The sequence below is a fragment of the Winogradskyella sp. ABM4_392 genome, from assembly GCF_056160445.1.
On sequence record NZ_JBSWXE010000001.1, the window covers coordinates 629,506 to 652,450 of the forward strand.

24 protein-coding genes are annotated in these 22,945 nt (G+C 32.6%); 14 read left to right on the plus strand and 10 right to left on the minus strand.

Features of this window, described 5'->3' with window-relative positions; all coding sequences use genetic code 11:
* Positions 1 to 9: 9 nt before the first annotated feature.
* The 6 genes from ACXAFS_RS02625 to ACXAFS_RS02650 form a co-directional block, all read right to left on the minus strand.
* Entirely contained in the window at positions 10 to 708 is a 699-nt protein-coding gene (locus tag ACXAFS_RS02625) for a hypothetical protein (RefSeq protein WP_475305108.1), read from the minus strand.
* Positions 709 to 751: 43 nt separating this feature from the next.
* Positions 752 to 1,486 (minus strand): DUF6090 family protein, encoded by a 735-nt coding sequence (locus ACXAFS_RS02630; protein ID WP_475305109.1) that lies wholly within the window; start codon positions 1,484 to 1,486, stop codon positions 752 to 754.
* A gap of 1 nt (position 1,487) precedes the next feature.
* Positions 1,488 to 2,249: a DUF6090 family protein gene (locus tag ACXAFS_RS02635; protein WP_475305110.1), complete on the minus strand. Its 762-nt coding sequence runs from the start codon at positions 2,247 to 2,249 to the stop codon at positions 1,488 to 1,490.
* Positions 2,233 to 3,015 carry a DUF6090 family protein gene (locus tag ACXAFS_RS02640; RefSeq protein ID WP_475305111.1) on the minus strand — a complete coding sequence of 261 codons (783 nt, stop codon included), beginning with the start codon at positions 3,013 to 3,015 and terminating at the stop codon, positions 2,233 to 2,235. Before ACXAFS_RS02640 ends, ACXAFS_RS02635 begins: the two co-directional genes overlap by 17 nt.
* Before the next feature lie 7 nt (positions 3,016 to 3,022).
* Positions 3,023 to 3,772, minus strand: a complete 750-nt coding sequence (locus tag ACXAFS_RS02645) for a hypothetical protein (RefSeq protein ID WP_475305113.1) — start codon at positions 3,770 to 3,772, stop codon at positions 3,023 to 3,025.
* Positions 3,773 to 3,862: 90 nt separating this feature from the next.
* A complete protein-coding gene (locus tag ACXAFS_RS02650) occupies positions 3,863 to 4,951 on the minus strand; it encodes an isoaspartyl peptidase/L-asparaginase family protein (RefSeq protein WP_475305114.1) in 1,089 nt (362 codons plus the stop codon).
* Positions 4,952 to 5,071: 120 nt separating this feature from the next.
* On the opposite strand from ACXAFS_RS02650, the gene amaB reads away from it, so the two are divergent.
* From amaB to ACXAFS_RS02685, 7 genes are all read left to right on the plus strand, one after another.
* Positions 5,072 to 6,625 carry an L-piperidine-6-carboxylate dehydrogenase gene (amaB, locus tag ACXAFS_RS02655; RefSeq protein WP_475305115.1) on the plus strand — a complete coding sequence of 518 codons (1,554 nt, stop codon included), beginning with the start codon at positions 5,072 to 5,074 and terminating at the stop codon, positions 6,623 to 6,625.
* Between the two features lie 9 nt (positions 6,626 to 6,634).
* A complete protein-coding gene (locus tag ACXAFS_RS02660) occupies positions 6,635 to 7,171 on the plus strand; it encodes a hypothetical protein (RefSeq protein ID WP_475305116.1) in 537 nt (178 codons plus the stop codon).
* Positions 7,172 to 7,286: 115 nt separating this feature from the next.
* On the plus strand, positions 7,287 to 8,213 hold the full coding sequence (locus ACXAFS_RS02665) for an OmpA family protein (protein ID WP_475305117.1): 927 nt from the start codon (positions 7,287 to 7,289) through the stop codon (positions 8,211 to 8,213).
* 21 nt (positions 8,214 to 8,234) lie between these two features.
* Positions 8,235 to 8,756, plus strand: a complete 522-nt coding sequence (locus ACXAFS_RS02670) for a hypothetical protein (protein WP_475305119.1) — start codon at positions 8,235 to 8,237, stop codon at positions 8,754 to 8,756.
* Positions 8,757 to 8,847: 91 nt separating this feature from the next.
* The gene (locus ACXAFS_RS02675; RefSeq protein WP_475305120.1) at positions 8,848 to 10,218 is read left to right on the plus strand and encodes a DUF1800 domain-containing protein; all 1,371 of its coding nucleotides are present in this window, start codon (positions 8,848 to 8,850) and stop codon (positions 10,216 to 10,218) included.
* 20 nt (positions 10,219 to 10,238) lie between these two features.
* A complete protein-coding gene (locus ACXAFS_RS02680) occupies positions 10,239 to 11,432 on the plus strand; it encodes a DUF1501 domain-containing protein (RefSeq protein WP_475305121.1) in 1,194 nt (397 codons plus the stop codon).
* Between the two features lie 47 nt (positions 11,433 to 11,479).
* Positions 11,480 to 11,854, plus strand: a complete 375-nt coding sequence (locus tag ACXAFS_RS02685) for a hypothetical protein (protein WP_475305122.1) — start codon at positions 11,480 to 11,482, stop codon at positions 11,852 to 11,854.
* A gap of 212 nt (positions 11,855 to 12,066) precedes the next feature.
* Here ACXAFS_RS02685 and ACXAFS_RS02690 read toward each other — a convergent pair whose 3' ends face one another.
* Genes ACXAFS_RS02690 through ACXAFS_RS02705 form a run of 4 tightly spaced genes read right to left on the minus strand, consistent with a single transcriptional unit; the run spans position 12,067 to position 15,477 of the window.
* Entirely contained in the window at positions 12,067 to 13,200 is a 1,134-nt protein-coding gene (locus ACXAFS_RS02690; protein ID WP_475305124.1) for a DUF5929 domain-containing protein, read from the minus strand.
* A 32-nt stretch (positions 13,201 to 13,232) separates the two neighbouring features.
* On the minus strand, positions 13,233 to 13,862 hold the full coding sequence (locus ACXAFS_RS02695) for an HD domain-containing protein (RefSeq protein ID WP_475305125.1): 630 nt from the start codon (positions 13,860 to 13,862) through the stop codon (positions 13,233 to 13,235).
* Positions 13,862 to 14,611: an SDR family NAD(P)-dependent oxidoreductase gene (locus tag ACXAFS_RS02700; RefSeq protein WP_475305126.1), complete on the minus strand. Its 750-nt coding sequence runs from the start codon at positions 14,609 to 14,611 to the stop codon at positions 13,862 to 13,864. Before ACXAFS_RS02700 ends, ACXAFS_RS02695 begins: the two co-directional genes overlap by 1 nt.
* 2 nt (positions 14,612 to 14,613) lie before the next feature.
* Complete coding sequence (locus ACXAFS_RS02705; RefSeq protein WP_475305127.1) at positions 14,614 to 15,477, minus strand: aldo/keto reductase; 864 nt, start codon at positions 15,475 to 15,477, stop codon at positions 14,614 to 14,616.
* 105 nt (positions 15,478 to 15,582) lie between these two features.
* On the opposite strand from ACXAFS_RS02705, the gene ACXAFS_RS02710 reads away from it, so the two are divergent.
* From ACXAFS_RS02710 to ACXAFS_RS02740, 7 genes are all read left to right on the plus strand, one after another.
* Positions 15,583 to 16,140, plus strand: a complete 558-nt coding sequence (locus tag ACXAFS_RS02710) for a DUF4382 domain-containing protein (protein ID WP_475305128.1) — start codon at positions 15,583 to 15,585, stop codon at positions 16,138 to 16,140.
* Between the two features lie 158 nt (positions 16,141 to 16,298).
* On the plus strand, positions 16,299 to 17,300 hold the full coding sequence (locus ACXAFS_RS02715; protein WP_475305129.1) for an AAA family ATPase: 1,002 nt from the start codon (positions 16,299 to 16,301) through the stop codon (positions 17,298 to 17,300).
* Positions 17,301 to 17,409: 109 nt separating this feature from the next.
* Complete coding sequence (locus tag ACXAFS_RS02720; protein WP_475305131.1) at positions 17,410 to 18,267, plus strand: hypothetical protein; 858 nt, start codon at positions 17,410 to 17,412, stop codon at positions 18,265 to 18,267.
* Entirely contained in the window at positions 18,264 to 19,133 is an 870-nt protein-coding gene (locus tag ACXAFS_RS02725) for a DUF58 domain-containing protein (RefSeq protein ID WP_475305132.1), read from the plus strand. Before ACXAFS_RS02720 ends, ACXAFS_RS02725 begins: the two co-directional genes overlap by 4 nt.
* Before the next feature lie 64 nt (positions 19,134 to 19,197).
* Positions 19,198 to 20,847: a hypothetical protein gene (locus ACXAFS_RS02730; protein ID WP_475305133.1), complete on the plus strand. Its 1,650-nt coding sequence runs from the start codon at positions 19,198 to 19,200 to the stop codon at positions 20,845 to 20,847.
* Positions 20,847 to 21,851, plus strand: a complete 1,005-nt coding sequence (locus ACXAFS_RS02735; protein ID WP_475305135.1) for a vWA domain-containing protein — start codon at positions 20,847 to 20,849, stop codon at positions 21,849 to 21,851. Before ACXAFS_RS02730 ends, ACXAFS_RS02735 begins: the two co-directional genes overlap by 1 nt.
* On the plus strand, positions 21,844 to 22,881 hold the full coding sequence (locus tag ACXAFS_RS02740; protein WP_475305136.1) for a VWA domain-containing protein: 1,038 nt from the start codon (positions 21,844 to 21,846) through the stop codon (positions 22,879 to 22,881). Before ACXAFS_RS02735 ends, ACXAFS_RS02740 begins: the two co-directional genes overlap by 8 nt.
* The last annotated feature ends 64 nt before the right edge of the window (positions 22,882 to 22,945 follow it).

Here is a 22,945-nt window from a genome sequence, read left to right on the forward strand (position 1 = left end):
AGAACTTTATCATAGTTCTGCTGTTTTTGTTGCTTCTATAATGTCGTCGATGAGTATGTCGGTTTCTTTGCAGCGCTCAATGAGTTGTTGTGCATACCAAAGATGGTTGTCCATGTAATTTTCGAAAGAGATGTCTTGAAACAATGGATAATAATCTGGTTTTACTTTAGATGGTCCAGCCCAAGAATAATTGCTATTCATATCCATTTGCTTAAATGATATTTTGTCTAATAGATAAGGGATAACTTTATCATTTGCCCACTCGTCAAATTTTTTCAGTCTTGTATTTCTAATTTCGGTCAGTGTATTCCATTTATAAAGTAAGGTTGTTATTTTTTCATTTTTTAAAAGGTTTAATTTTCCGCTTTGCATTAGGTTTTTAATAGTGTTATCTGCAAAAGCTAATTCGCTAGCACCAAAGGATACATAAAACAGGCTATCTAAATTATGCGTATTAAGGATCTCTTTAGAACTCCCGACCAAATTCATTAATATTTTTTGAGTATTTGTTTGATTGTTAAGGTCAGTTAAAAAATCATTCAGTAATATTTTATTTTCCTTAAAATCAGTATGCAATTTTGCAATTACCTCTTTTTCTTCTTTGACTTCTACACGATTGTTGTTCCAGTTGTTGACTTGCAATGCTAAAAGGATACCAATCATAACGAGTATGATTTCTCCAATGGCGTATTTAAAGTATTTACTCATTTTGTTTTGGTTAATTAGTGAGCGACGTATATGACGGAAAAATTTAATCATCGTTTTTTTCTGTTAATAAATCTATAGCTTCAATAGACGTTTCAATTATTTTTTTACCTCTTAAATCTATATAAAGATAGAGGTCGTCTAAAGCATTTAAAAAAAGATGTTTATGCAATAAACCCTGAATTTGGCGCTCTTTAGAGTTTTTCCTGTTTAGGTTTTTGTAAAAATTTGTGTTATTTCCTAATTGTTGAAGACTTTTCTGATTTTCCTCGATAGCTATGTCTACATAAGATTGATTAATAATTTCTAATTCACTTTGAAATGATACAAGGTTTATAAGAAAATCTCTATGTGAATCTAATAATAAGTCACTATTACCTGAAGATTCCATGTCTTTAAACGTTTTGTTTACAGGGAAATATTTTAGATAAAATACTTCTAAGTCATTAATGCTATCAATTAATTGCTCTACATTTATATTTGAAGAACCTACAGAATCAAAATATTCGAAATAATTGGCAATGACTTTTTTGTGTTTACCGGCTTTATTAATTAGTGCATTAATATTTAGAGTATCCACTTTAAGATCATTTATTATTTTATTTACATAAATATCTGCTTTAGATTTTAACTTTCTATTTTCATTCCAATTGTTAATTTGTAGTGCAATTAGAATTCCAATAACGACTAATATAATTTCACCGATAGCGTACTTAAAATATTTACCCATTTTGTTTTGGTTAATTAGTGAGCGACGAATATGTCTAAAGAATTTAATCATCTCAATTGCAGTTTTCAACTAACAGAGTATTCAATTCTTCGGCATTTGCTTTAATTCCTTTAAGGAGCTGTTTTTCACGTCCACTGTGAATCAAATTTAAAATCATCATATCCTTTATCTTAATAAACAATTCGTCATTTGGGTTTTGTTGCCATTGTTTGCTGGATAGTAAGTCTTGCAATTCTTCATCAAACATAATTTGATATTCTGGTACTTCTTGAATCCCAAAGTCTGCATATTTTTCTATGGAAAAAAGTTCTTCAATAAGCGCATTAGAATTTATATCATTAATTCGTAATGCATTATCTTGTTCTGTATAATGGCTTAAAATTCTGTTTTTTAAAGTTTGATTTCTAAGCGTTTCTAGTTTTCCAGATGAAGTGATATCTGTAATGGCTGGTTTGGTTGGAATGAATTTATAGTATCTAATTGTTGTTATAAAGTCTTTTAAAACAACTTGTTTATCTTTTTGGATTCTTAAAAGGTTTTTCAAAAACCGTTCTACGCTTTCTACACGCTTATCTATAGTGACCAATGAACTATCGATATTTTTAATATCTACTTGTAAATCTTCGGCAATCTTGCAGTAATAGGTTTTTTCTTGCTTTGCTGATTTTTGGCTTTCATTCCAATTATTAATTTGAAGTGCAATTAGGATTCCAATAACTACAAGTAGAATTTCACCTATGGCGTATTTAAAATATTTACCCATTTTGTTTTGGTTAATTAGTGAGCGACGAATATGTTTAAAGAATTTTATCATTATTTATTTTTAGATAATCATTAATAGAACTTTGAATGTCTTTGGCCTTTTTAATGGCCTCTTTGTATAACTCTTGTTGATTTCTTATTTGATAATACCTTGCAAATATTAATGTTGACATTTTATTATCATTTGATATTTTTTCTAGGTTAAGAGCTATTGGATTCCTTTTATCATCCTCATAGTACTCGCTCATAATTGGATGAAGATTACTGCCTTTTCTGTGATAAATACTGTAATTATCAAAGTAATGTGGCTCTAAATCTTTTTTTATAAATGTATTAGAGATTTCTTCTCGCTCTTTTACCCTATTTAATAGATTGTAGTAATATGTAATATCGCTCTGTAGGGATTTGGGTAAAATTGAAAACTCTCCACTTTGATTTAATTTTTCATAAGCAGAAGTGTTACCATAATAATTCCATTCGAACAAATTGTCTATTATATAACTTGTGGTCAGTGAATCGAACGGTTTTATTTGTTGAAATTGATCTGAAAGCTTTTGACACGATTCCAAATTACGAGCAATATTAGTGTTTAAGGAATTTAATAAAGTGAGGTCGTCGGATACATTTTGATATAATAGACTCAATTGTACTTCAGCAGATTTTTTTGCTTTCGACTGTTCATTCCAGTTGTTTATTTGTAGAGCTATTAAAATCCCAATAACCACAAGGATAATTTCGCCTATGGCATATTTAAAGTATTTACCCATTTTGTTTTCGTTTAAGAGAGAACGACGAATATGTCTGAAGAATTTAATCATAATAGCGCTACAAGGTTTTTAGGTTACTATTTATTTGTTCTTTAAGTGCTTTGGTTTTTTCTAAGGCCTTCTTTTTTAAATCCGCTCCAGCATATCGAAAAGATCCTCTATGTTTTATCATATTAATGTAAACCTCATCTTGTAATAACGCATCATAATCTATAGGTTTGGCATCATAAAGTGTTTTGTCAAAGGTTCTAGCCTTCATTTCTATAAGTCTAAAGTGTTTATGAAAAAGTGGTAAGGCTGCATTTGGCCAAAACTGATCTTCTAAACGAACAGTTTGTGCCAATAAAACGGTATATTCTGAATCGAAAAGATCGATTATTTCTTTTCTTAGTGCATCTGAGGAAATGATTTGGAACCCTCTTGATTTAATAGCCTCAAAAGCAGTTTTAGCGATTACAATATCTGAAGTGAAATCTGCTCTACCAAAATGGTAGTTCATACTATCATTGTAAACACTTTTGTTTTCTAAAACTTCAACTACAAATTGTATGGATTTACCAGTTCGATATTCTTCTTCAATACTTTTTTTAAGCCTTAACTCATTAACTTCTAAATTTTCTAAGAGTTCAGATAATAACTGTTTTTCAATTTTTAAATCAATTCTATTTTGGTTCCAGGTGTTAATTTGCAATGCTATCAAAATTCCAATTACCACAAGAATTATTTCACCAAAGGCATAGATTAGATATTTACTGAATTTGTTTTCAGAAAGAAGTCTTTGGCGTATTCGCCTAAAAAATTTAATCATTTACTTTCTTTAGATTGAAAGCAGATGAGGTTGATGGTGTAGTTGAGGTTGGTTAACTATTTGTGTATGAAGATAGTAATTTGTTACAAACTATTGCTCATATATCCCAATCGTTAATTCTCCCTTGTCATTCATTGTGGCTCTGTACATACCAGCCGTATTAAAATCAGCCACCATATTACCGTTTTTATCAACAGCCACAATCCCACCATCTCCACCAAGTGTTTTTACTTTATCGAGAACAATTTTAGCAGCGTCTTTTAGGCTTAGGCCTTTGTATTCCATCAACGCTGAAATATCGTGAGCAACTTGTGCTCTTATGAAATATTCTCCCCAACCAGTGCTCGATACGGCACAGGTTGCGTTATTGGCATACGTACCAGAACCAATAATAGGTGCGTCGCCAATTCTACCATAACGTTTGTTGGTCATTCCACCTGTTGAAGTACCAGCAGCGAGATTTCCGTTTTTATCGAGTGCTGCACAACCAACAGTTCCGAATTTTGAATTTTTAATATCCGCATCGTAGAAGTCTAAGTAGGCAGATTCGGAATCTATTTTTACTTCTTTTAGTGCTTCACGCTCTTTTACACGTCTCAAGGATTCTAATCGGTTTTCGGTATAAAAATAAGATGGGTCAACTAGTTTTAGACCTTGTTCTTCGGCAAAGATTTCGGCACCTTTTCCTGAGAGCATTACGTGTTTTGACTTTTCCATTACAGCTCTTGCTAAATTAATTGGATTCCTAACTGTGGTAGTACCTGCAGATGCACCAGCGTTTAGGGTTTCTCCGTCCATTATAGAAGCATCGAGTTCGTTGGTTTCGGCATTGGTAAAGACAGCACCTTTTCCAGCATTAAACAATGGTGAATCTTCTAACACGTTAATAGTTTTTTCAACGGCATCAAGACTGCTTCCACCATCTTTCAAAATGTTATAGCCAACTCTAATGGCTTCTTCGAGTTTTGCTTTGTAAGCAGCTTCTTTTTCAGGTGTCATATTCTTTTTAAGAATTGTGCCTGCACCACCATGAATAATAATTGCAAAATCCGTAGTTTCAACCTTTGGTTCTGGATTTTCTCGTGTAATATTTTCTGGATTATCATCAGGATTTGGGACTAATTCGCCACAACTAAAAACAATAAAAAAAGACAGGAAAAGAGGAAAGAATTTCTTCATAATGGTTGGCTTTTATAAGAGCTTTAAAGTTACGTTATAAAGTCTCAGACTTCAAGCTAAACTGATAAATTATTAGTAACTTCGTGGCAAATTTTAATAATTCATAAAAAAAAGACGTATATGGAAGCAATTGCTACCGATTTCGGAATAAAAGAAGCATTAGAGCAATTAGGTGTAAAAGCCATAAATGATGGAAGCTCTACAGGCTCTGAGTGGTTTTCTAATGGTGAATTAATTGAGTCGTTTTCTCCAGTAGATGGGAATTTAATAGGGTCAGTTAAAGGATCGACAAGAGAAGATTACGACCGTGTAATGGAAACTGCTGTTAAAGCATTTAAAACATGGAGAGATGTACCTGCTCCACAACGTGGAGAGATTGTACGCCAATTTGGTAACAAATTAAGAGACTTAAAGGAACCATTAGGTAAGTTAGTATCTTATGAAATGGGGAAATCACTTCAAGAAGGTTATGGTGAGGTTCAAGAAATGATTGATATCTGTGATTTTGCTGTTGGATTATCTAGACAGTTAAATGGACAAACGATTCCTTCTGAGCGTCTAGGTCACGTAATGAGAGAGCAATGGCATCCAATTGGTGTGGTAGGTATTATTTCGGCATTTAACTTCCCAGTTGCCGTGTGGTCTTGGAATACAGCTCTAGCATGGATTTGTGGTGATGTTTGTGTATGGAAAGCTTCAGAAAAAGCGCCATTATGTTCAGTAGCTTGCCAAAATATCATTGCTGAAATTTTAAAAGAAAATAACTTGCCAGAAGGTATTTCTTGCATTGTTAATGGTGATTATAAAGTTGGAGAATATATGACCACTGATACTCGTATTCCTTTAGTATCTGCAACAGGATCTACAAGAATGGGACGTATTGTTGGAAAAACAGTTGCTGAGCGTTTTGGTAAGTCGTTATTAGAATTAGGTGGGAACAATGCTATTATTATTACACCTTCTGCAGATCTTAAGGTTGTAGTTCCTGGAGCGGTGTTTGGAGCTGTTGGAACTTGCGGACAACGTTGTACTTCTACTAGACGATTAATCATTCACGAGTCTGTTTACGATAAAGTAAGAGATGCTATTGTTGGTGCTTATGGACAAATAAAAATCGGAAATCCTTTAGACGAAAACAATCATGTTGGGCCATTAATTGATAAAGATGCTGTTAATACGTATTTAGCTGCTATTGAAAAAGCAAAAGCTGAAGGCGGAAATGTATTAGTTGAAGGCGGAGTAATAGATGGTGAAGGCTATGAAAGTGGATGTTATGTAAAGCCAGCAATTATTGAAGCAGAAAACCATTACGACATTGTGCAACACGAAACATTTGCTCCAATTTTATACTTAATGAAATATTCTGGAGATGTTGAAAATGCCATTGAACTTCAAAATGGTGTAGCACAAGGTTTATCATCAGCTATTATGACTGAAAGCATGAAAGAAGCTCAAAAATTCTTATCGTATGCAGGAAGTGATTGTGGTATTGCTAACGTAAACATCGGAACATCTGGAGCAGAAATAGGTGGTGCTTTTGGTGGTGAAAAAGAAACTGGTGGAGGACGTGAGTCTGGCTCAGACTCTTGGAAGGTTTATATGAGAAGACAAACCAATACTATTAATTATTCTGATGAATTACCTTTAGCACAAGGGATTAAGTTCGATCTTTAATTTACCGTATTGAAACAACTGCATTTATATGTACTAACGATGGTGTTGGCATTTGCTTTTAATGTAAATGCTCAAGATAGTATTAACTATAAATCAATTGATTCTATTGGTAAAGCTTTTACTAAAAGGCTTAAGCAAGGTGATATTGAATACTTAAAAGAGTTTGATGCTGATAGTAACCCTTGGTCATATTCTAAATTACTTAAATATAAAAAAGCCTTAGATGATAATGATGTTCGATTATTTATAGGAAGTTATATTGGACCTTCTGTAGATCCATCATTATTTGCTTTTAATTTATTTGCTTATAGGCAAGTCGATGAAAAAACTTTCGATTATTATTTTGCAGCAATTGTAAGTATAGATATATCTGAAAGTGAATATAAAATTGAAAACACCTATTTGTTTACAAAAATAGAGCCGTTAAAAAGTTGGTGGAGTCATACATTTGGGTTTTATCATGAGAGTAATGATTCAAAAAGAAATAAAATTCCCAAAGAATTTGTTTATCCCATTTGCCCACCACCACCTTTTAAACCAGAATAGAACAAAAGTCACTTCCTAGGAAGTGACTTTTTTAGTTTAAGTGTTTCAAAAATATTGTTAATGGGTGTTAATTTTTTTTAATATCTTATAAAACAATAACTTAAAACACTAACTAATGAGTAAAAAAACAACTTACCTTCTAGGTATTTTACTTACTATTATTATTGGTACTTTATTGTATTGCTACTTATGCGATGATTGTTATTGCAATCAGAGCAGAGAGGCTGAAACAGAAGAAACCAATACTGTTGTAGAACCTGAAGTTATTTCAGCAACTCGAAATGCATTAACTATTTCGGATACTGATGGTGACTTCAACATTAAAATTAATGACAACTTTAATTTTAAAACATCGAACTTTTCAATTTTAGAACCAATTTCTGAAGGCGTTTCGTCTGAAGTTATTAGGTTAAAAGATTATTTAGTTGCAAATCCATTAAAGGATGTTGACATTACGGGTTATTACAGAAGTGATGAAACTAATAATTCAGCATTTCCTAATTTGGGGTTAGCAAGAGCAAATTCCGTTAAAAATTACTTGGTGTCTAAAGGTGTTTCATCTAGGCAAATAGATGTTCATGGTGAATTAAATGATGATATTAATCCTGATGATGCAGGAACATTGTTCGGACCGCTAAAATTTGGAATGCTAACATTTGAAGAAGGTGCAATAGATGAAGCCTTAACAGCAGCTTGTGATTCTATAAGAAAAAATCCTATCGTTTTGTATTTTAAAACAGGCGCTGCTCAGATTAATTTAACAGCAGAACAACGTCAAAAAATAGCAGATATATCTCGTTGTGTAGATAAGCTAGGTGTTAAAGTGCAAGTGGTTGGCCACACCGATAACACAGGAAACGCAGAACAGAATATGACCTTAGGACAAGGAAGAGCAGATTTTGCGAAACAATACCTTGTGGCTAATGGTATTTTGGAAGATAATATTGAAGCGACTTCCAAAGGCCAAACGCAACCAATAGCGGACAATGCAACTGAAGAGGGTCGTACAAAAAACAGACGAACCGAAATAACTATTAACTAAAACTTAAAACAATATAAAATTATGAACTGGTGTATATTAATCCCATTACTTGTTGGTCTAATTAGTGCGTTATTAGGCTACTTATTAGGAAGACTATTTGGAGGTGAAAATGATAATAGCGATAGAATCGCTAAACTTGAAGCCGATTTAGAAGCGTGCAGAACGAGTAAAACAAAACTAGAGTCTGATTTAAAGTCAGCTAATACCAATTTAGCTTCATCTTTTGCAGCTAGTACTACTGCAATTGCTTTTGATGCTGATGCTGCCAAAGCAGTTTTTGGTAAGAAAATAAAAGAGAATGATTTAACCGTTGTAGAAGGTATTGGACCAAAAATACAAGAGTTATTCCATAATCACGATGTTAAAACTTGGAAAGCCTTATCTCAGTGCTCGGTAGACAAGTGTCAGCAAGTATTACAAAGTGGAGGTGAAAGGTTTAGAATGCACAAGCCAGATACTTGGCCAGAGCAAGCTAAAATGGCACATGAAGGGCGTTGGGCTGATTTAAAAAATTGGCAAGACCAACTTGATGGTGGAAAATAAATACTTTTAAAAAACCGTTCCATTAGAATAGGAGCGGTTTTTTATTTTATTAAGATATTAAACATTCTAATTATTTTCTAGTCTAAAGGATATGACCTACAAAGAAGTTCAACATCTATATTGGAGAGCAGGATTTGGCTTAAAACCTAAAGAATTACAATACTTAGCATCATTTAGTAAAGAAGCCTTGGTGAGTGATTTATTTGAAAAATCAAAAGAGGTAGTGCCACTTCAAAAAGATTTATCATTTTTAAAAGCCTTTCCACAAGATAAAGTAAAGGACAATAAAGAATTGCGTCAAAAATTTAACGACCGCAATAGAGAAGAAACAAAAATTCTAAACACTATTTGGTTTAAAAGATTAGAAAAAACACCTAGGGTATTACGTGAACGCATGACCTTATTTTGGGCAAACCATTTTGTTTGTAAAGATATGACGACTGCACATATCTTGAATTATAATACAACCCTAAGAACACACGCATTAGGTAATTTTAAAGACTTTGTAAAGGCTATTTCTAAAGAGGCTTCAATGATAAAGTACTTAAACTTAAGTCAGAATAGAAAAAATAGTCCAAATGAGAATTTTGCGAGAGAGCTTTTGGAATTATTTACATTAGGTGAAGGTAACTACTTAGAGAAAGATATTAAAGAATGTGCAAGAGCTTTTACAGGCTATCATTTTAAATTTAATGGAGATTTTAGGTTTGTAAAAAATAGACATGATACTGGAGTTAAGCATTTTTTTGGTAAAGAGGGAGATTTTGATGGTGATGATATCATAGACATTATACTTGAGCAAAAACAATGTGCGCAATATATCTGTGAAAAAATTTATTCATACTTTGTTAATACAACAATAAATGCAGAACATGTTAGTGAAATGGTTGATGTTTTCTATGGTGAATATGATATTGAAAAGCTAATGCGTTATGTGTTTAATTCAGATTGGTTTTATAATAAAGAAAACATAGGAACTAAGATTAAATCTCCAATAGATCTTATTGTAGGTATTCAGAGAATGGTACCTGTATATTTTACTAAAAACGAAGAGTTATTTAGACTTCAAACACTATTAGATCAGTTTCTGTTTAATCCACCAAATGTTGCCGGATGGAAAGGAGGAAAATCATGGATAACGACAAACAGCTTAATGTTGAGAATAAAGTTACCTTCTATGATTCTAGAAAAGGAAAGCTATAGTTACCAATACAAAGGCAATCTTAAAAACCTAAGAATTGTATCGGTTAAAAACAAGTACCAAGAAAAATTAACGGTATATGTAGATTGGAGAGCTTACAGAAAAAGTGTTAAAAAGATCTCACTAGAAATGTTAAAAGACACTTTAATTGTATGTGAAGTAAATAGAGGGACAGCAAATTATATTAAAAGATTTGGGAGACGACCTAGTCGGAAAAATTTGGTAAACTTAATGTCGTTACCAGAATATCAAATGTGTTAGATAATAAAAATTTGGTAAACATGAAAAGAAGAAGTTTTATAAAAAACACAAGCCTTGCAACTGGTATGGCATTAGTGCCAAACTTTTTAAAAGCATTTGATGATTTGGTGCCAAACTTAAACACGCATCGCAATCTGGTAGTTATTCATCTAAAAGGAGGGAATGATGGATTAAATACCATTATTCCTGTAAATAATGATATCTATTACAATGCCAGACCAAAAATTGCATTAAAGCAGAAGGATACAATAAGGTTAAATGATGATTTAGGCTTTAATAAGAATTTAATGCCTTTAAAAAAGTTATATGATCAAGGTTATCTCAGTATTATAAATAATGTAGGTTATCCTAATCCAAGCCGTTCTCATTTTGTGTCCTCAGATATTTGGCAAACAGCTAGTGACCATAGTAATATTTTAGATTCTGGTTGGATAGGACGTTATTTAGATAAATACGGAAAAAAACCATACAACGCCATTCAGATTAATGATGATTTAGATTTGGCTTTACGAGGCGAAAGAAGAAATGGAATAGCAACAAGAAACGCTAAGCAACTCTATAGATCTCTTCAAGAATCTGATTTTAATACTATTTTATCTTACCATGATCATAGTCATCACGATGAGCATAACCTAGGGTATTTATATCAAACAATGATTGATGCAAAGTCTTCTGCAAAGTATTTGTATGAGACTGCCTTAGATTCCAATTTATCGGATAGTTATCCTAAAACATCATCGTTATCTAATCAATTAAAAGTGGTTGGTCAGTTCATTAAATCTGGTTTAGACACTAACATTTATTATACCTCACTAGGTGGTTTTGACACACACGCTAATCAAGTAGGAAGACAAGATAAACTTTTAAAGAATTATGCCGAAGCTGTTGAAGCTTTTGTGAAGGATTTACGAAAGAATAATAAATTCAGAAATACTCTAATTCTTACTTTTTCAGAATTTGGAAGACGTGTTAAACAAAACTACAGTAACGGAACAGATCATGGAGCAGCTAACAATGTATTTGTTATTGGAGAAAGTTTAAAAAAATCTGGTTTATATAATAGTCTATCGAGTTTAAATGATCTAGATGATAATGGAGATTTAAAATATGAAATTGATTTTAGAACTGTTTACGCTACAGTTTTAAGAAAATGGTTAAACGCTGATGACAGAATAGTTTTAAATCAGGATTTTGAAAAACTCAATTTTATCTAGAATTTAAAATTCAGTTCCTTTTTTAGTAATTTTAAAAAAAGGCAAAAATGATGAAGAGTCCATTTATATTATTAGCTGTAATTTTAATGTTTTCGTGTAATTCTGATGATTCCAATCCACAAAACTGTACAGAAGTATATGTTTTTGGACTTAACGTTACCTTTAAAGATACAAATACCCAAGCCATAATAACGGATGGTATTACTGTAACTGCCAAAAACGGTTCTTACGAAGAGCAACTTACAAGGATTGAAAATTCAGATTATTTTTTAGGAGCAGGTGAACGAGAAGGAACCTACATTATTGAAGTAACATCAGATAACTATCAATCCTTTATTTCCAATCCCGTTTTAGTTGACAAAACTGAAGACAATTGCCATGTCATTACTCAGGTTTTAGAATTTCAGTTGATACCTAACTAAAACAATAAACCTTGTCTCAGGCTTAGCTTAAAAAGCGTGCTGAAACAAGGTTATATAATTGATTAATAGCATTTCAAAGATGCATATTAAATCTTTCTTACTCCTAATTTTTTGATGAATGGTAGAAAAAAATGTATAATCTGCACTCACTTAAAATCATATCCGACAAGATGCAAAAAACAAGGATAAAACAATCTAAAAATCCGACTAAACTAATTGTATTTCACTTTACGTAAAATTCTAATAGTTTCTTTATAAGACTTATATAAGTCAGAATCGTACTTTTTTATATAAGGTTTTGCATATTCTAGTTTTGGTAATGCGTCTTCAAAACCGTTGAGGTAACAAATTAAATAACTTGCCGCTAAATTTTTTAAATCTGAAATTTCATGATTAGCAATGGTAATTCCTTTTTCTAGCTTTTCGAGTAAAGTATTATTGGTGTTATAAATGTGATATAAAACTTTCCTGTCAAATTGAGGAGGATCAAAAACTAGATTGGCTTCAATAGAATAATTTGCATTTTCATCAAAATGAATGATTTGTTCTTCTAGTTTATAGTACTTAAAAGATTGTTGAAGCCCAAGACGAACATATTCTACAATTTTAAAGGAATTGTCATCATAAAAAATCGCAACTTCATCTAATGCAGAATAAAATAAGCGTACTTGTTCATTTATCATTTCAATATCTACGCGTGAGTAAAAGACTTCATTTTTAACGTGTTTTTTTTGTCCAGACCAACAGAGCACAAAATACTCTTTGAAGACTTTGTATTGTGGATTAAAATCCTGGCGCTTATTCATAAAATCGAATACACCATTTAATGTTAGCTCAATGTTGTTTTGTGCATGGTTTTCTATAGCAGCAACAATCTTGGAGTTAACGTCTTTAATTTCAATATCAAACACTTTGGGCATACTCATGCTGCCATCTCTAAAGAAAACAGAGCCTCCATAGTATTTCCAGATATTTTTGCGTAAAGAAGTGATTTTATCAATTGGTCTAATGGTTACCAAACCAACAACTTTGTCGTCTGGTAAATGCGGAAACGGAATGTTCTCATATTGCACTATTGGTGGATTGGTGAGATAGGCGTTGATAAGGTTTTGTATTTTACTATCGTCAAAAAAATCGGTGCCTACAATTTTATTGTCTTCATCCTCAACACCAATAACAATGTAAGAGTTGTTTTTAGGATTGCTGTTAGACAGCGCGCAAATGTGCTTTAAAAATTTAGCTTTTCCTTCTTTGTGGCTGATATCAACTTTTCGCTTTTTATCATAAAAACTGTTCTCATCATTGTGAGCCAGTAGATTTTTTATGAGGAGGCGTTTGTTAATCATAATATTTCCTGTGAAAGCAGGAATCTCAATATTTATAGTAGTTCTAATTCTTTTTTTAGATTTTCTCTAGCACGATTTTCATGAGTAGCCTGATAAGCTTTTGTAAAATATAACGTTTCTCTTTCTAAAAAATGCTGAAGCACTTTTTTTCTTCCTGGTTTGTACATGAAATCAGGATAGATCTTATACTCTTTTCTAATTTGAATAGTATAATTTCTATAGGTATCCCAATCAGATCCAAGAATAGATAAATCAAAATCTAAAAGATAAGCATTATCCATATTTTTATCTAAAATAAGAAAATGCTTTTTTGTAGAAAGTATTAAGTTTTGAATGTTTATAAGTCGATTTTCTTCAAAATTTAGTGATTTTAGACTTTTTTTAGCAAAAAGTGCACTTTTTTCTTCGTTGTCTTTTTTTGTTGATTTATAAATAATGTCATGATACCAAATGGCAAAAAGTAAAGCGTCAAAATCTACAATTTTATCTTCAAAGCTTTTTGCTTGGAGAAGCATATTTTGAATATGTGAAAGCGTGTGATAATATCTATTCTTTTCAGAGTAATGTTTCGAAATCTCTAACCAAAGAGAATTTATTAAAAAATCATCTTTAGTGTATTCAGAGGCTAAACTAAACCATTGAGATTTGATATCTACTTTCATTAGTCTTTCTTCACAATAGTAGAATTCGCTTGTGCAGTACAAAACATTAGCACATCTGCTATATTAACGTGAGCAGGTCTGGATACAGCAAAGTAGATGACCTCTGCTACATCTTCGGGTTGTAAAGCTTTATAACCTTTGTAAACATTATCAGCTTGATTTCCACCCTTAAATCGCACTTGTGAAAATTCCGTTTCTACTAAGCCTGGATTCACAGCAGAAACTTTTATTCCGAAAGGGTTAAGATCTATACGCATACCTTCTGTTATTGCCAAAACCGCATGTTTACTACCGCAATACACATTGCCTTTTGGGTAAACTTCTTTTCCTGCCGATGAGCCAATATTGATGATATGTCCGGATTGACGCTCTGTCATTCTGGGAATTACAGCCTTACTAACATATAGCAAGCCTTTTACGTTAATATCCATCATGGCATCCCAATCATCAAGACTTCCGTCTTGTATTGGGTCTAATCCATGAGCATTACCTGCGTTGTTAATTAGGATATCGATATTTTGAAATTCTGGAGGTAACGAAGCAATAGCTTCAAGTGTCTTTTCCTTATCTCGAACGTCAAAATTTAAGGTATGGACATCAGTTTGTTTAGACAATGCCTTTTCGATACTATCTAATCGTTGTTGTCTCCGTCCACATAGTATCAGGTTAATGCCGTGTTTAGCAAACTCATGAGCAGTAGCCCTACCAATACCACTTGTAGCGCCTGTTATTAATGCTGTTTTTTTCATAATTAAGGGACTTTATGGCCTTGACTTGCTACTAATATTAAAAACCAGTCTTCAAGTTCTAAGTCAATTTTAGAAGCTTCAACAGCTTGCTTAAGTCTTGATTTATTAGTAGTGCCAACCACAGGATGAATTCCTGAAGGATGTTTCATAATCCAAGCTAATAATAGTTGGTCTTCTGTGGCGTTGTATTTGTCCATCAACTCACCAAGTTGTTTATGGATGCGTCTTGTTTGTTCATTGTCTTCTCTAAAAACAGAACCCAATGGAGACCAAGCCATAGGTTTTATTCCATTTGTTTTGATGTAGTCTAACGTGCCATCATGCATTGCTGAATGTTGCGTGAGCGAAAATTCAATTTGGTTAACGTCAATATCCATTCGCAATCCAACCATTTCCATTTGGGAAGGCGTAAAATTTGAAACACCAAAATCTCTAATTTTCCCATCTTTTTTTAAGATGGTTATCGCTTCTGCTATCTCTTCAGCAACCATTAAAGGGCTTGGTCTATGCAGAAGAAGTAAGTCTAAATATTCTGTTTCAAGATTTTTTAAGGATTCTTCAACGGACCAAATAATATAGTCTTTAGAGTAATCGTAATGTTTTACCTTGTTGTTTCGGTTGTCAGCTAAATATTGAATACCACACTTTGAGATTAACTGAATGTCTTCCCGCTTAATACCAGAATGGATAAAAGCTTTGCCAAAATCAGCTTCGGTTGTGTAAGCGCCATAAATATCAGCGTGGTCAAAAGTTGTAATGTTATTAGAAAGGCAATGGTGCATTAAGTCTGCCATGTCACGTTTTGAGAGTTGTTTGCCCCAACTTCCCCAGGTCATTGTACCTGCAATTAATCGAGAATATTTCACTTTTTTTTCAGGTTATATGGATTTTTTTGCAATTGGTGTATAAAAATACTGAAATCCTGAAGATTAAAGTATTCTTGATATGTAATTATTCCATTTCCCCAAATCATGAAAAAATTTCAATTCATTAAGATTCTATTCTTACTTACACTAGTGATAACAATGTCGAGCTGTGCTAAAGACGATATTGAGGATAGTACCCAGTCAACACAGATTACGGTAAAACTTAAAAGTTCTAATCAATCCCAGAGTAAGGTGTATTTTGATATTCAAGATGTTCAGATTAGAATTGGAGAAAACCCTAATAGTAACAGCTCATGGAAGAGTTTAAATACAATCAATCAAGGAGTTTTTAATGTGTCGGACCTTAAAGAGGATAACACTTTGCTGTTAGTTGATGATTTTGAAGTTGAAGCTACCTATGTTTATGAAATTAGATTGGTGCTAGGTGATAATAATTTTATGGATATCAACCATGTGCTTCATAGCTTAGACTTGGGTAATGCAAAACCTTCAAATTTAATTGAAACACAACTTAATTCTAAAAGGCGATATGATATGGTTATAGATATAGACTTAGAGAAGTCAGTTTCCTATAATCAAGAAGAAAATATTATGGTTTTAAACCCTAAATTATATACAGCAATAAGACAAATTGAATATTAATTACAACAATCCTTAATTAATGAAGATGTAAGAGCAATACTGTAGTGGTTTTGCTCTTTATTTTTTAACCAATTGTTAACAGCAAAGACCGAATAATTTTAACATTTTGCATCACCGAATAAATCACTAGAAAAGATAAGCTCTTATATTTAACAAATATGGAAGAAACGAGTACAGTTGACATTAAGTCAATTAATGAAAAGATTGAAAAAGAAAGTGCATTTGTTGATTTACTAACCTTAGAAATGAATAAGGTTATAGTGGGTCAAAAACATATGGTAGAACGTTTGTTAATTGGTCTACTAGGTCAAGGACATATTCTTTTGGAAGGTGTACCAGGTTTAGCAAAAACATTAGCTATAAACACATTGTCTAAAGCCATTGATGCAAGTTTTAGTAGAATACAGTTTACGCCAGATTTATTGCCTGCGGATGTTATTGGTACGTTGATTTATAACATTAAAGAGAATGATTTCTCTATAAAAAAGGGGCCAATATTCGCAAATTTTGTCTTAGCAGATGAGATCAATAGAGCGCCTGCAAAAGTCCAGTCTGCTCTATTAGAAGCGATGCAAGAAAAGCAGGTAACTATTGGTGATGAAACATTTGTATTAGACAAGCCGTTCTTAGTAATGGCAACACAAAACCCCGTAGAGCAAGAAGGAACATATCCGTTACCAGAAGCTCAGGTTGACCGTTTTATGCTTAAGACAGTAATTGATTATCCAAAGCTAGACGAAGAGCAACTTATAGTAAGAGCTAACCTTAAAGGTTCATTTGATAAAGTCAACCCAGTAGTTTCCATCAAACAAATCTTAAGTGCCCAAGAAGCAGTTAGAGAAGTTTATATGGACGAGAAGATTGAAAAGTACATTCTAGATATCATTTTCGCAACACGTTATCCTGAAAAGTACAGACTTGAGGATTTAAAACCTTTAATTTCTTTTGGTGCCTCTCCTCGTGGTAGTATCAATTTGGCGACTGCAGCTAAATGTTACGCGTTTATAAAGCGAAGAGGTTATGTAATCCCAGAAGACGTAAGAGCCGTTGTACACGATGTATTACGTCACAGAATAGGAATTACTTACGAAGCTGAGGCAGAAAATGTAACTTCAGAAGACATCATTAACAAGATTGTTAATGAGATAGAAGTGCCTTAAGATTTTAGGTTTAAGAATGACGAATAACGATTTCTGAAATCGCATATCAACAATCTTCAATCGAAGATTGAAAAGATTGATACTAAAGAACTTCTAAAATAATTTCTAAGTGAGTTACCAACAAAACATAAAAGTTTCTGAAGCTTTAAAAAAAGGACAGAGATGGATTAACATTCCAGCTGTTCTTATACTGTGTTTTTTTATGTTTGTTTGTTTGCCAATATTGCTGTATGCTTTTAGGGAAGATAAAAACAATGTTGCTGTATCTATACTAGGTGTTAGTTTTATTTTACTGGGAATTATTCTACCGTTTGTTTGGTATGGGATAAATGTTGTTAAATTTAAAATATGGGTTGGCAAAAATGTAAAAGATATTCATAGGTTTCAAGAGGAGGCATTAAACAAGAAATTAATAAACGAGAGTAAATTTTTCAAAAGAATTGAAATAAAGTCTCAATCTCAAAAGATAGAACTTAAAAAGTTTTATTACAATCGATTAAAGGAAGACAGAAAACTTGTTATAGATATTAACAAAGAGGTTGAAAGAGATACTTTTTTTAAACCAAGCCTAACCAATAGTATAATTTTTATAATGCTTATTGTTGGGATGTTCTTTTTTAAAGAGTTTTATGAAGACAATAGAAGATTGTTATACGGTTTTGGTGGTATTGGCTTAGGGTTTGTTATATGGGATTTGTTTAAGTATTTCAGATATACATACATCCTCAAAATTAATGATGAATATATTTCATACAAAGACAACAAGGAAATTGTGTATTGGAAAAATATTCAAAATTTTAATATAATTCTCGGGTATTATAATAGACCTACAGAGCTAAATATAAACACTATTGATAAAAATTACTCATGGACTTTAGATAATTTTTTCAAGCAAAAAACAAATAAAGTCCTAAATGTACTCAACGAAAACAAACATAGATTCGATCTAAAATCTTTAAAGGCATGAGTACTACAAAAGAACTTCTAAAAAAAGTACGAAAAATAGAGATTAAGACACGTCGTTTGTCTGATCATATTTTTGGAGGCGAATATCATTCTACCTTCAAAGGTCGTGGTATGACATTCTCCGAAGTTCGTCAGTATCAATTTGGTGATGATGTAAGAAATATAGATTGGAACGTTACAGCACGTTACAACGAACCGTATGTAAAGGTTTTTGAAGAAGAACGCGAACTAACCATGATGCTTATGGCAGATGTCTCTGGTAGTAAATTCTTTGGAACAAAAAATCAATTTAAAGATGAGATTGTTACCGAAATTGCCGCAACATTAGCTTTTTCAGCAACACAAAACAATGATAAAATAGGTTTGATTTTATTTTCAGATGAAATCGAACTTTACATTCCACCAAAAAAAGGACGCTCTCACGTACTAAGAATTATCAGAGAGTTGTTAGAATTTCAGCCAAAAAGTAAAAAAACCAATGTAGCCGAAGCATTCAAGTTTTTGTCTAACGTAATGAAGAAAAAAGCCATTGTTTTTGTGCTTTCAGATTTCATAGCAGACGATTATAAGCAAAATCTTAAAATTGCAGCTGGCAGACACGATATTACAGGTATAAGAGTTTATGATAAGCACGAAGAGACCATACCAAACATCGGAATGGTACAAATGGAAGATGAAGAAACAGGCGAATTACTTTTGGTAAACACCGCATCTAAAAATGTAAGACTGAATTACGGTAAATTTTACAGAGAAAAGGTAGATTATTTTAAAGATAGTTTTACCAAGTCAGGTGCTGGCAGTATAGACTGTCGAGTAGACGAAAGCTACGTAAAAAAACTGCTAGGATATTTTAAACGAAGAGGATAGATTTAAGTTAGACGTGAAAAGTAAAAAATTACATAATGTTCTTAGGGTAGATAGACAGAGAATAATGTTATCTCTCATCTCTTTTCTATTATCTCTCATCTCTTTCAGCCAAGTTACAACTGAGATTGATACGACTAAAATTAGAATAGGCGAACAAATCAACTACAAAATAGAGGTTGAAGCAGATTCTACTGCATTGGTTGTTTTTCCAGAGGGACAAACCTTTATGCCACTAGAGGCTGTAGAAGCGTTAGATATTGATACTACTAAGAAAGATTCAAAATTCAAATTGTCTAGGATTTACAAGCTTACACAGTTTGATTCGGGTTCGTATGTAATTCCAAGACAAAAAATAATTATTGGAGAAAAGCCATTCTTTACGGATTCTTTACGTGTAGATGTTGGTACAGTTCAAGTTGATACTACGAAGCAGAAACTATACGACATAAAACCCATTATTGAAGTTGAAAAAAGCAGTAGTAATTGGTGGATTTGGTTATTAGTAATTCTAGCAACCTTAGCTTTAATTGGCTTTTTGTTGTGGTGGTTTGTTTGGAGAGAAAAACCTCTAACAGAGGAAGAAGAGATAGCCTTATTACCACCTTACGATAGAGCAAAATTAGCTTTAAAAAAACTAGATAATAGTCAATATTTGATGCGTTCAGAAGTCAAAGAATATTATTCTGAACTAACAATGATTATCAGAAAATATTTAGATGAGAAAGTCTATGATCGTTCTTTAGAGAGCACTACAGGTGAACTTATTCAAAGACTTCAACTTTTAAAAGAAGGCAATCAATTTCCGTTTACAAAAGAGACTATTCTTAATCTCGAAACCATTTTAAAGCGTGCCGATTTAGTAAAATTTGCTAAGTCCGCTCCAGACACAGCGCTTATTGAAATGGATAGAGCTACTATTGAAAAAGAGATTGATAGTGTAAAAGCCGTTTTGCCAGAACCAAGCGAAGAAGAAAAACTATTAGACCAACAATACAAAGAAGAGCAAGAACGCAAGAGGAAACGAAAAAAAGTGATAATTACAGCTGTCGTTTCAGTCTTTCTGCTTATTGCCACTTTTATGGGTTTTGTAATAAAAAACAGTTATTTACACGAAGATGGCTTTAATCTTAAATATGGTTTTACATACACTTTAGATACTATTTTTCGTAAACAAAGTAAAGAACTATTAGAAGGCGAATGGGTTACAAGTAAATATGGTGTTCCGCCTTTTGAGATAAGCACGCCAGATGTCTTACGACGATTGACAAAAGAAGAAAAGACCTTCGTTGATAGTGATTATGATAAGTTTTATTTTACAGATGATGAAAGCAAATTGTCCATATGCGTCACTATAGCAGAAAATTCTGATGAATCACTTCAATTATTAGATGAAAAAACTTTAGGAATGGCTCAGGTATCTGCATTTGAAAAGGAACTAAAAGCTGAAGACATCGTTGTAATAAATGGAGAATTTGAGACTGAAAACGGAATTAAAGGTTTTCAAGTCAAAGGAACAATGAAAATACCGCTAGATATTAGTGATGACAAGATTGATACAAGCTATAAAATCATAAGTTTTAAGAACGAGTCTAATATTTATGTTTACTATATCCTTTATAAAACAGATGATAGTTATTCTGTGTCAATAGAAGAAAAAGTCTTTAACTCTATTAAGATATACACACAAGAACCTGCACAAGAAAACGAAGAATAATGTTTGAAAATATAGAGTTTTTAAATAAAGAATTGTTTTGGTTTCTATTGCTTTTGCCAATAGCAATAGCATGGTACGTGTTTAAGTACAATAAGCAATCGGCAGAGTTAAAAATATCAAGCATAAAAGGATTTAAAGGAACAACTTCGTTTTGGTCAAAGTTCAAGCATATATTATTTACACTAAGAATACTTGCTTTAGCTTTATTAATCACAGCACTTGCAAGACCTAGAACTGTCGATGTGTCTACCAAAACAAAAACAACAAGAGGTATTGATATTGTAATGGCTATAGATGTATCTGCAAGTATGTTGGCAAAAGATTTGCGTCCTAACCGTTTGGAGGCGTTAAAAGAAGTTGCCGCAGATTTTATAGATGGTCGCCCTAATGACAGAATAGGCTTGGTAGAATATGCTGGTGAAGCTTATACCAAAACGCCAATTACTACAGACAAGTCTATTGTGCAACGTTCATTAAGAGATATAAAGTACAACACTATTATAGAAGGAGGTACTGCTATTGGTATGGGCTTGGCAACTTCAGTAAATAGACTTAAGGACAGTAGAGCTAAAAGTAAGGTGATTATTCTCCTTACTGATGGTGTCAACAATTCAGGTTTTATAGACCCAAAAATAGCTAGTGAATTAGCTGTTGAATATGGTATTAAAGTTTATACTATAGGTTTAGGAACTAATGGAATGGCATTATCACCAAGTTCTATAAATGCAAATGGAACGTTTAGATACAGTCGCCAGCAAGTAGAGATTGATGAAAAGTTACTTGAGGAAATTGCAGATGCTACTGGTGGACAATATTTTAGAGCGACAAACAATAAAAAGCTTGCAGAAATCTACAAGGAAATTAACAAGCTAGAAAAGACAGAAATACAAGAAAAGAAGTATTACAATTATGACGAAAAATACAGGCCTTTAGTACTTCTTGCTGGATTACTTTTGTTAGTAGAAATTATATTAAGAAACACAATATTTAGAAGCTTTGTTTAGACTAGATGAAAAAATATGGTTTTGGACTTTACTGGTAATACCAGTAATCATATTGTTATTTGTGTTATTACAAATTTGGAGACGTTCTGCACAAAAGAAATTTGCAGATAGTCACCTTCTCAATCGCCTTAGTCCTAATCAGTCACTCTTCAAAAGTGTTTTAAAAGTGGCAGTGCTATGTGCTGCATTTGGTTGTTTGTCGCTAGCCTTAGTAAACCCAAAAATTGGCACTAAATTAGAAACAGTCCGTAGTCAAGGGGTTGATATTGTGTTTGCGATAGACGTTTCAAAAAGTATGCTGGCTGAAGATATTGCACCAAATCGATTAGAGAAATCAAAACAATTGGTTAGAGAAATCATCAATAGTCTTGCTAGCGATAGAGTCGGTATTATTGCCTATGCAGGCAAAGCTTTTCCGCAGTTACCAATAACCACAGACTATGCTTCTGCTAAGATGTTTTTGCAAAATATGAATACAGACATGTTGTCTTCACAAGGTACAGCAATTCACGAAGCTATTCAGTTGGCTAAAACCTATTATGATGATGACGAGCAAACCAACCGTATATTAATCATCATTTCAGATGGTGAAGATCATGGTGGTGAGGCTGTAGATATTGCCGAAGAAGCTTCTGATGAAGGTATTAGAATCTTAACTGTTGGTGTTGGTAATGCCAAAGGAGGTCCAATACCTATTAAGCGAAATGGTGTTGTTCTCAATTACAAAAAAGATAGTAATGGAGAAACAGTTATTACCAGATTAGACGAAAGCACTTTAAGGGAAATTGCAGAAGAAACAGATGGAGTTTACGTAAACGGAAGTAATACAGCAGACGTAGTAGACACCATCAAAGACGTTTTGGATAAAATGGATAAAAAGGAGTTTGAATCTAAACAAATAGCAGACTTTAAAGATCAGTTTCAATGGTTTTTAGGTTTAGGTATTCTATTGTTATTTATTGAGATATTCTTTTTAGAGAGAAAAACGGCTTGGTTAAAGAAATTGAATTTATTTAATGAGAATTTTTAACTTTTAAAATTTCTTTAACGGCATATGATTAGTGGGTTTGTTACTTTTAAAGTAGAATATATGA

Bases quoted from the DNA above. Each gene is read 5' to 3' on its own strand.
- ACXAFS_RS02625 (WP_475305108.1), bottom strand. From the start codon at position 708: ATGAGTAAATACTTTAAATACGCCATTGGAGAAATCATACTCGTTATG.
- ACXAFS_RS02630 (WP_475305109.1), bottom strand. From the start codon at position 1,486: ATGATTAAATTCTTTAGACATATTCGTCGCTCACTAATTAACCAAAAC.
- ACXAFS_RS02635 (WP_475305110.1), bottom strand. From the start codon at position 2,249: ATGATAAAATTCTTTAAACATATTCGTCGCTCACTAATTAACCAAAAC.
- ACXAFS_RS02640 (WP_475305111.1), bottom strand. From the start codon at position 3,015: ATGATTAAATTCTTCAGACATATTCGTCGTTCTCTCTTAAACGAAAAC.
- ACXAFS_RS02645 (WP_475305113.1), bottom strand. From the start codon at position 3,772: ATGATTAAATTTTTTAGGCGAATACGCCAAAGACTTCTTTCTGAAAAC.
- ACXAFS_RS02650 (WP_475305114.1), bottom strand. From the start codon at position 4,951: ATGAAGAAATTCTTTCCTCTTTTCCTGTCTTTTTTTATTGTTTTTAGT.
- amaB (WP_475305115.1), top strand. From the start codon at position 5,072: ATGGAAGCAATTGCTACCGATTTCGGAATAAAAGAAGCATTAGAGCAA.
- ACXAFS_RS02665 (WP_475305117.1), top strand. From the start codon at position 7,287: ATGAGTAAAAAAACAACTTACCTTCTAGGTATTTTACTTACTATTATT.
- ACXAFS_RS02670 (WP_475305119.1), top strand. From the start codon at position 8,235: ATGAACTGGTGTATATTAATCCCATTACTTGTTGGTCTAATTAGTGCG.
- ACXAFS_RS02675 (WP_475305120.1), top strand. From the start codon at position 8,848: ATGACCTACAAAGAAGTTCAACATCTATATTGGAGAGCAGGATTTGGC.
- ACXAFS_RS02680 (WP_475305121.1), top strand. From the start codon at position 10,239: ATGAAAAGAAGAAGTTTTATAAAAAACACAAGCCTTGCAACTGGTATG.
- ACXAFS_RS02685 (WP_475305122.1), top strand. From the start codon at position 11,480: ATGATGAAGAGTCCATTTATATTATTAGCTGTAATTTTAATGTTTTCG.
- ACXAFS_RS02690 (WP_475305124.1), bottom strand. From the start codon at position 13,200: ATGATTAACAAACGCCTCCTCATAAAAAATCTACTGGCTCACAATGAT.
- ACXAFS_RS02695 (WP_475305125.1), bottom strand. From the start codon at position 13,862: ATGAAAGTAGATATCAAATCTCAATGGTTTAGTTTAGCCTCTGAATAC.
- ACXAFS_RS02700 (WP_475305126.1), bottom strand. From the start codon at position 14,611: ATGAAAAAAACAGCATTAATAACAGGCGCTACAAGTGGTATTGGTAGG.
- ACXAFS_RS02710 (WP_475305128.1), top strand. From the start codon at position 15,583: ATGAAAAAATTTCAATTCATTAAGATTCTATTCTTACTTACACTAGTG.
- ACXAFS_RS02715 (WP_475305129.1), top strand. From the start codon at position 16,299: ATGGAAGAAACGAGTACAGTTGACATTAAGTCAATTAATGAAAAGATT.
- ACXAFS_RS02725 (WP_475305132.1), top strand. From the start codon at position 18,264: ATGAGTACTACAAAAGAACTTCTAAAAAAAGTACGAAAAATAGAGATT.
- ACXAFS_RS02730 (WP_475305133.1), top strand. From the start codon at position 19,198: ATGTTATCTCTCATCTCTTTTCTATTATCTCTCATCTCTTTCAGCCAA.
- ACXAFS_RS02735 (WP_475305135.1), top strand. From the start codon at position 20,847: ATGTTTGAAAATATAGAGTTTTTAAATAAAGAATTGTTTTGGTTTCTA.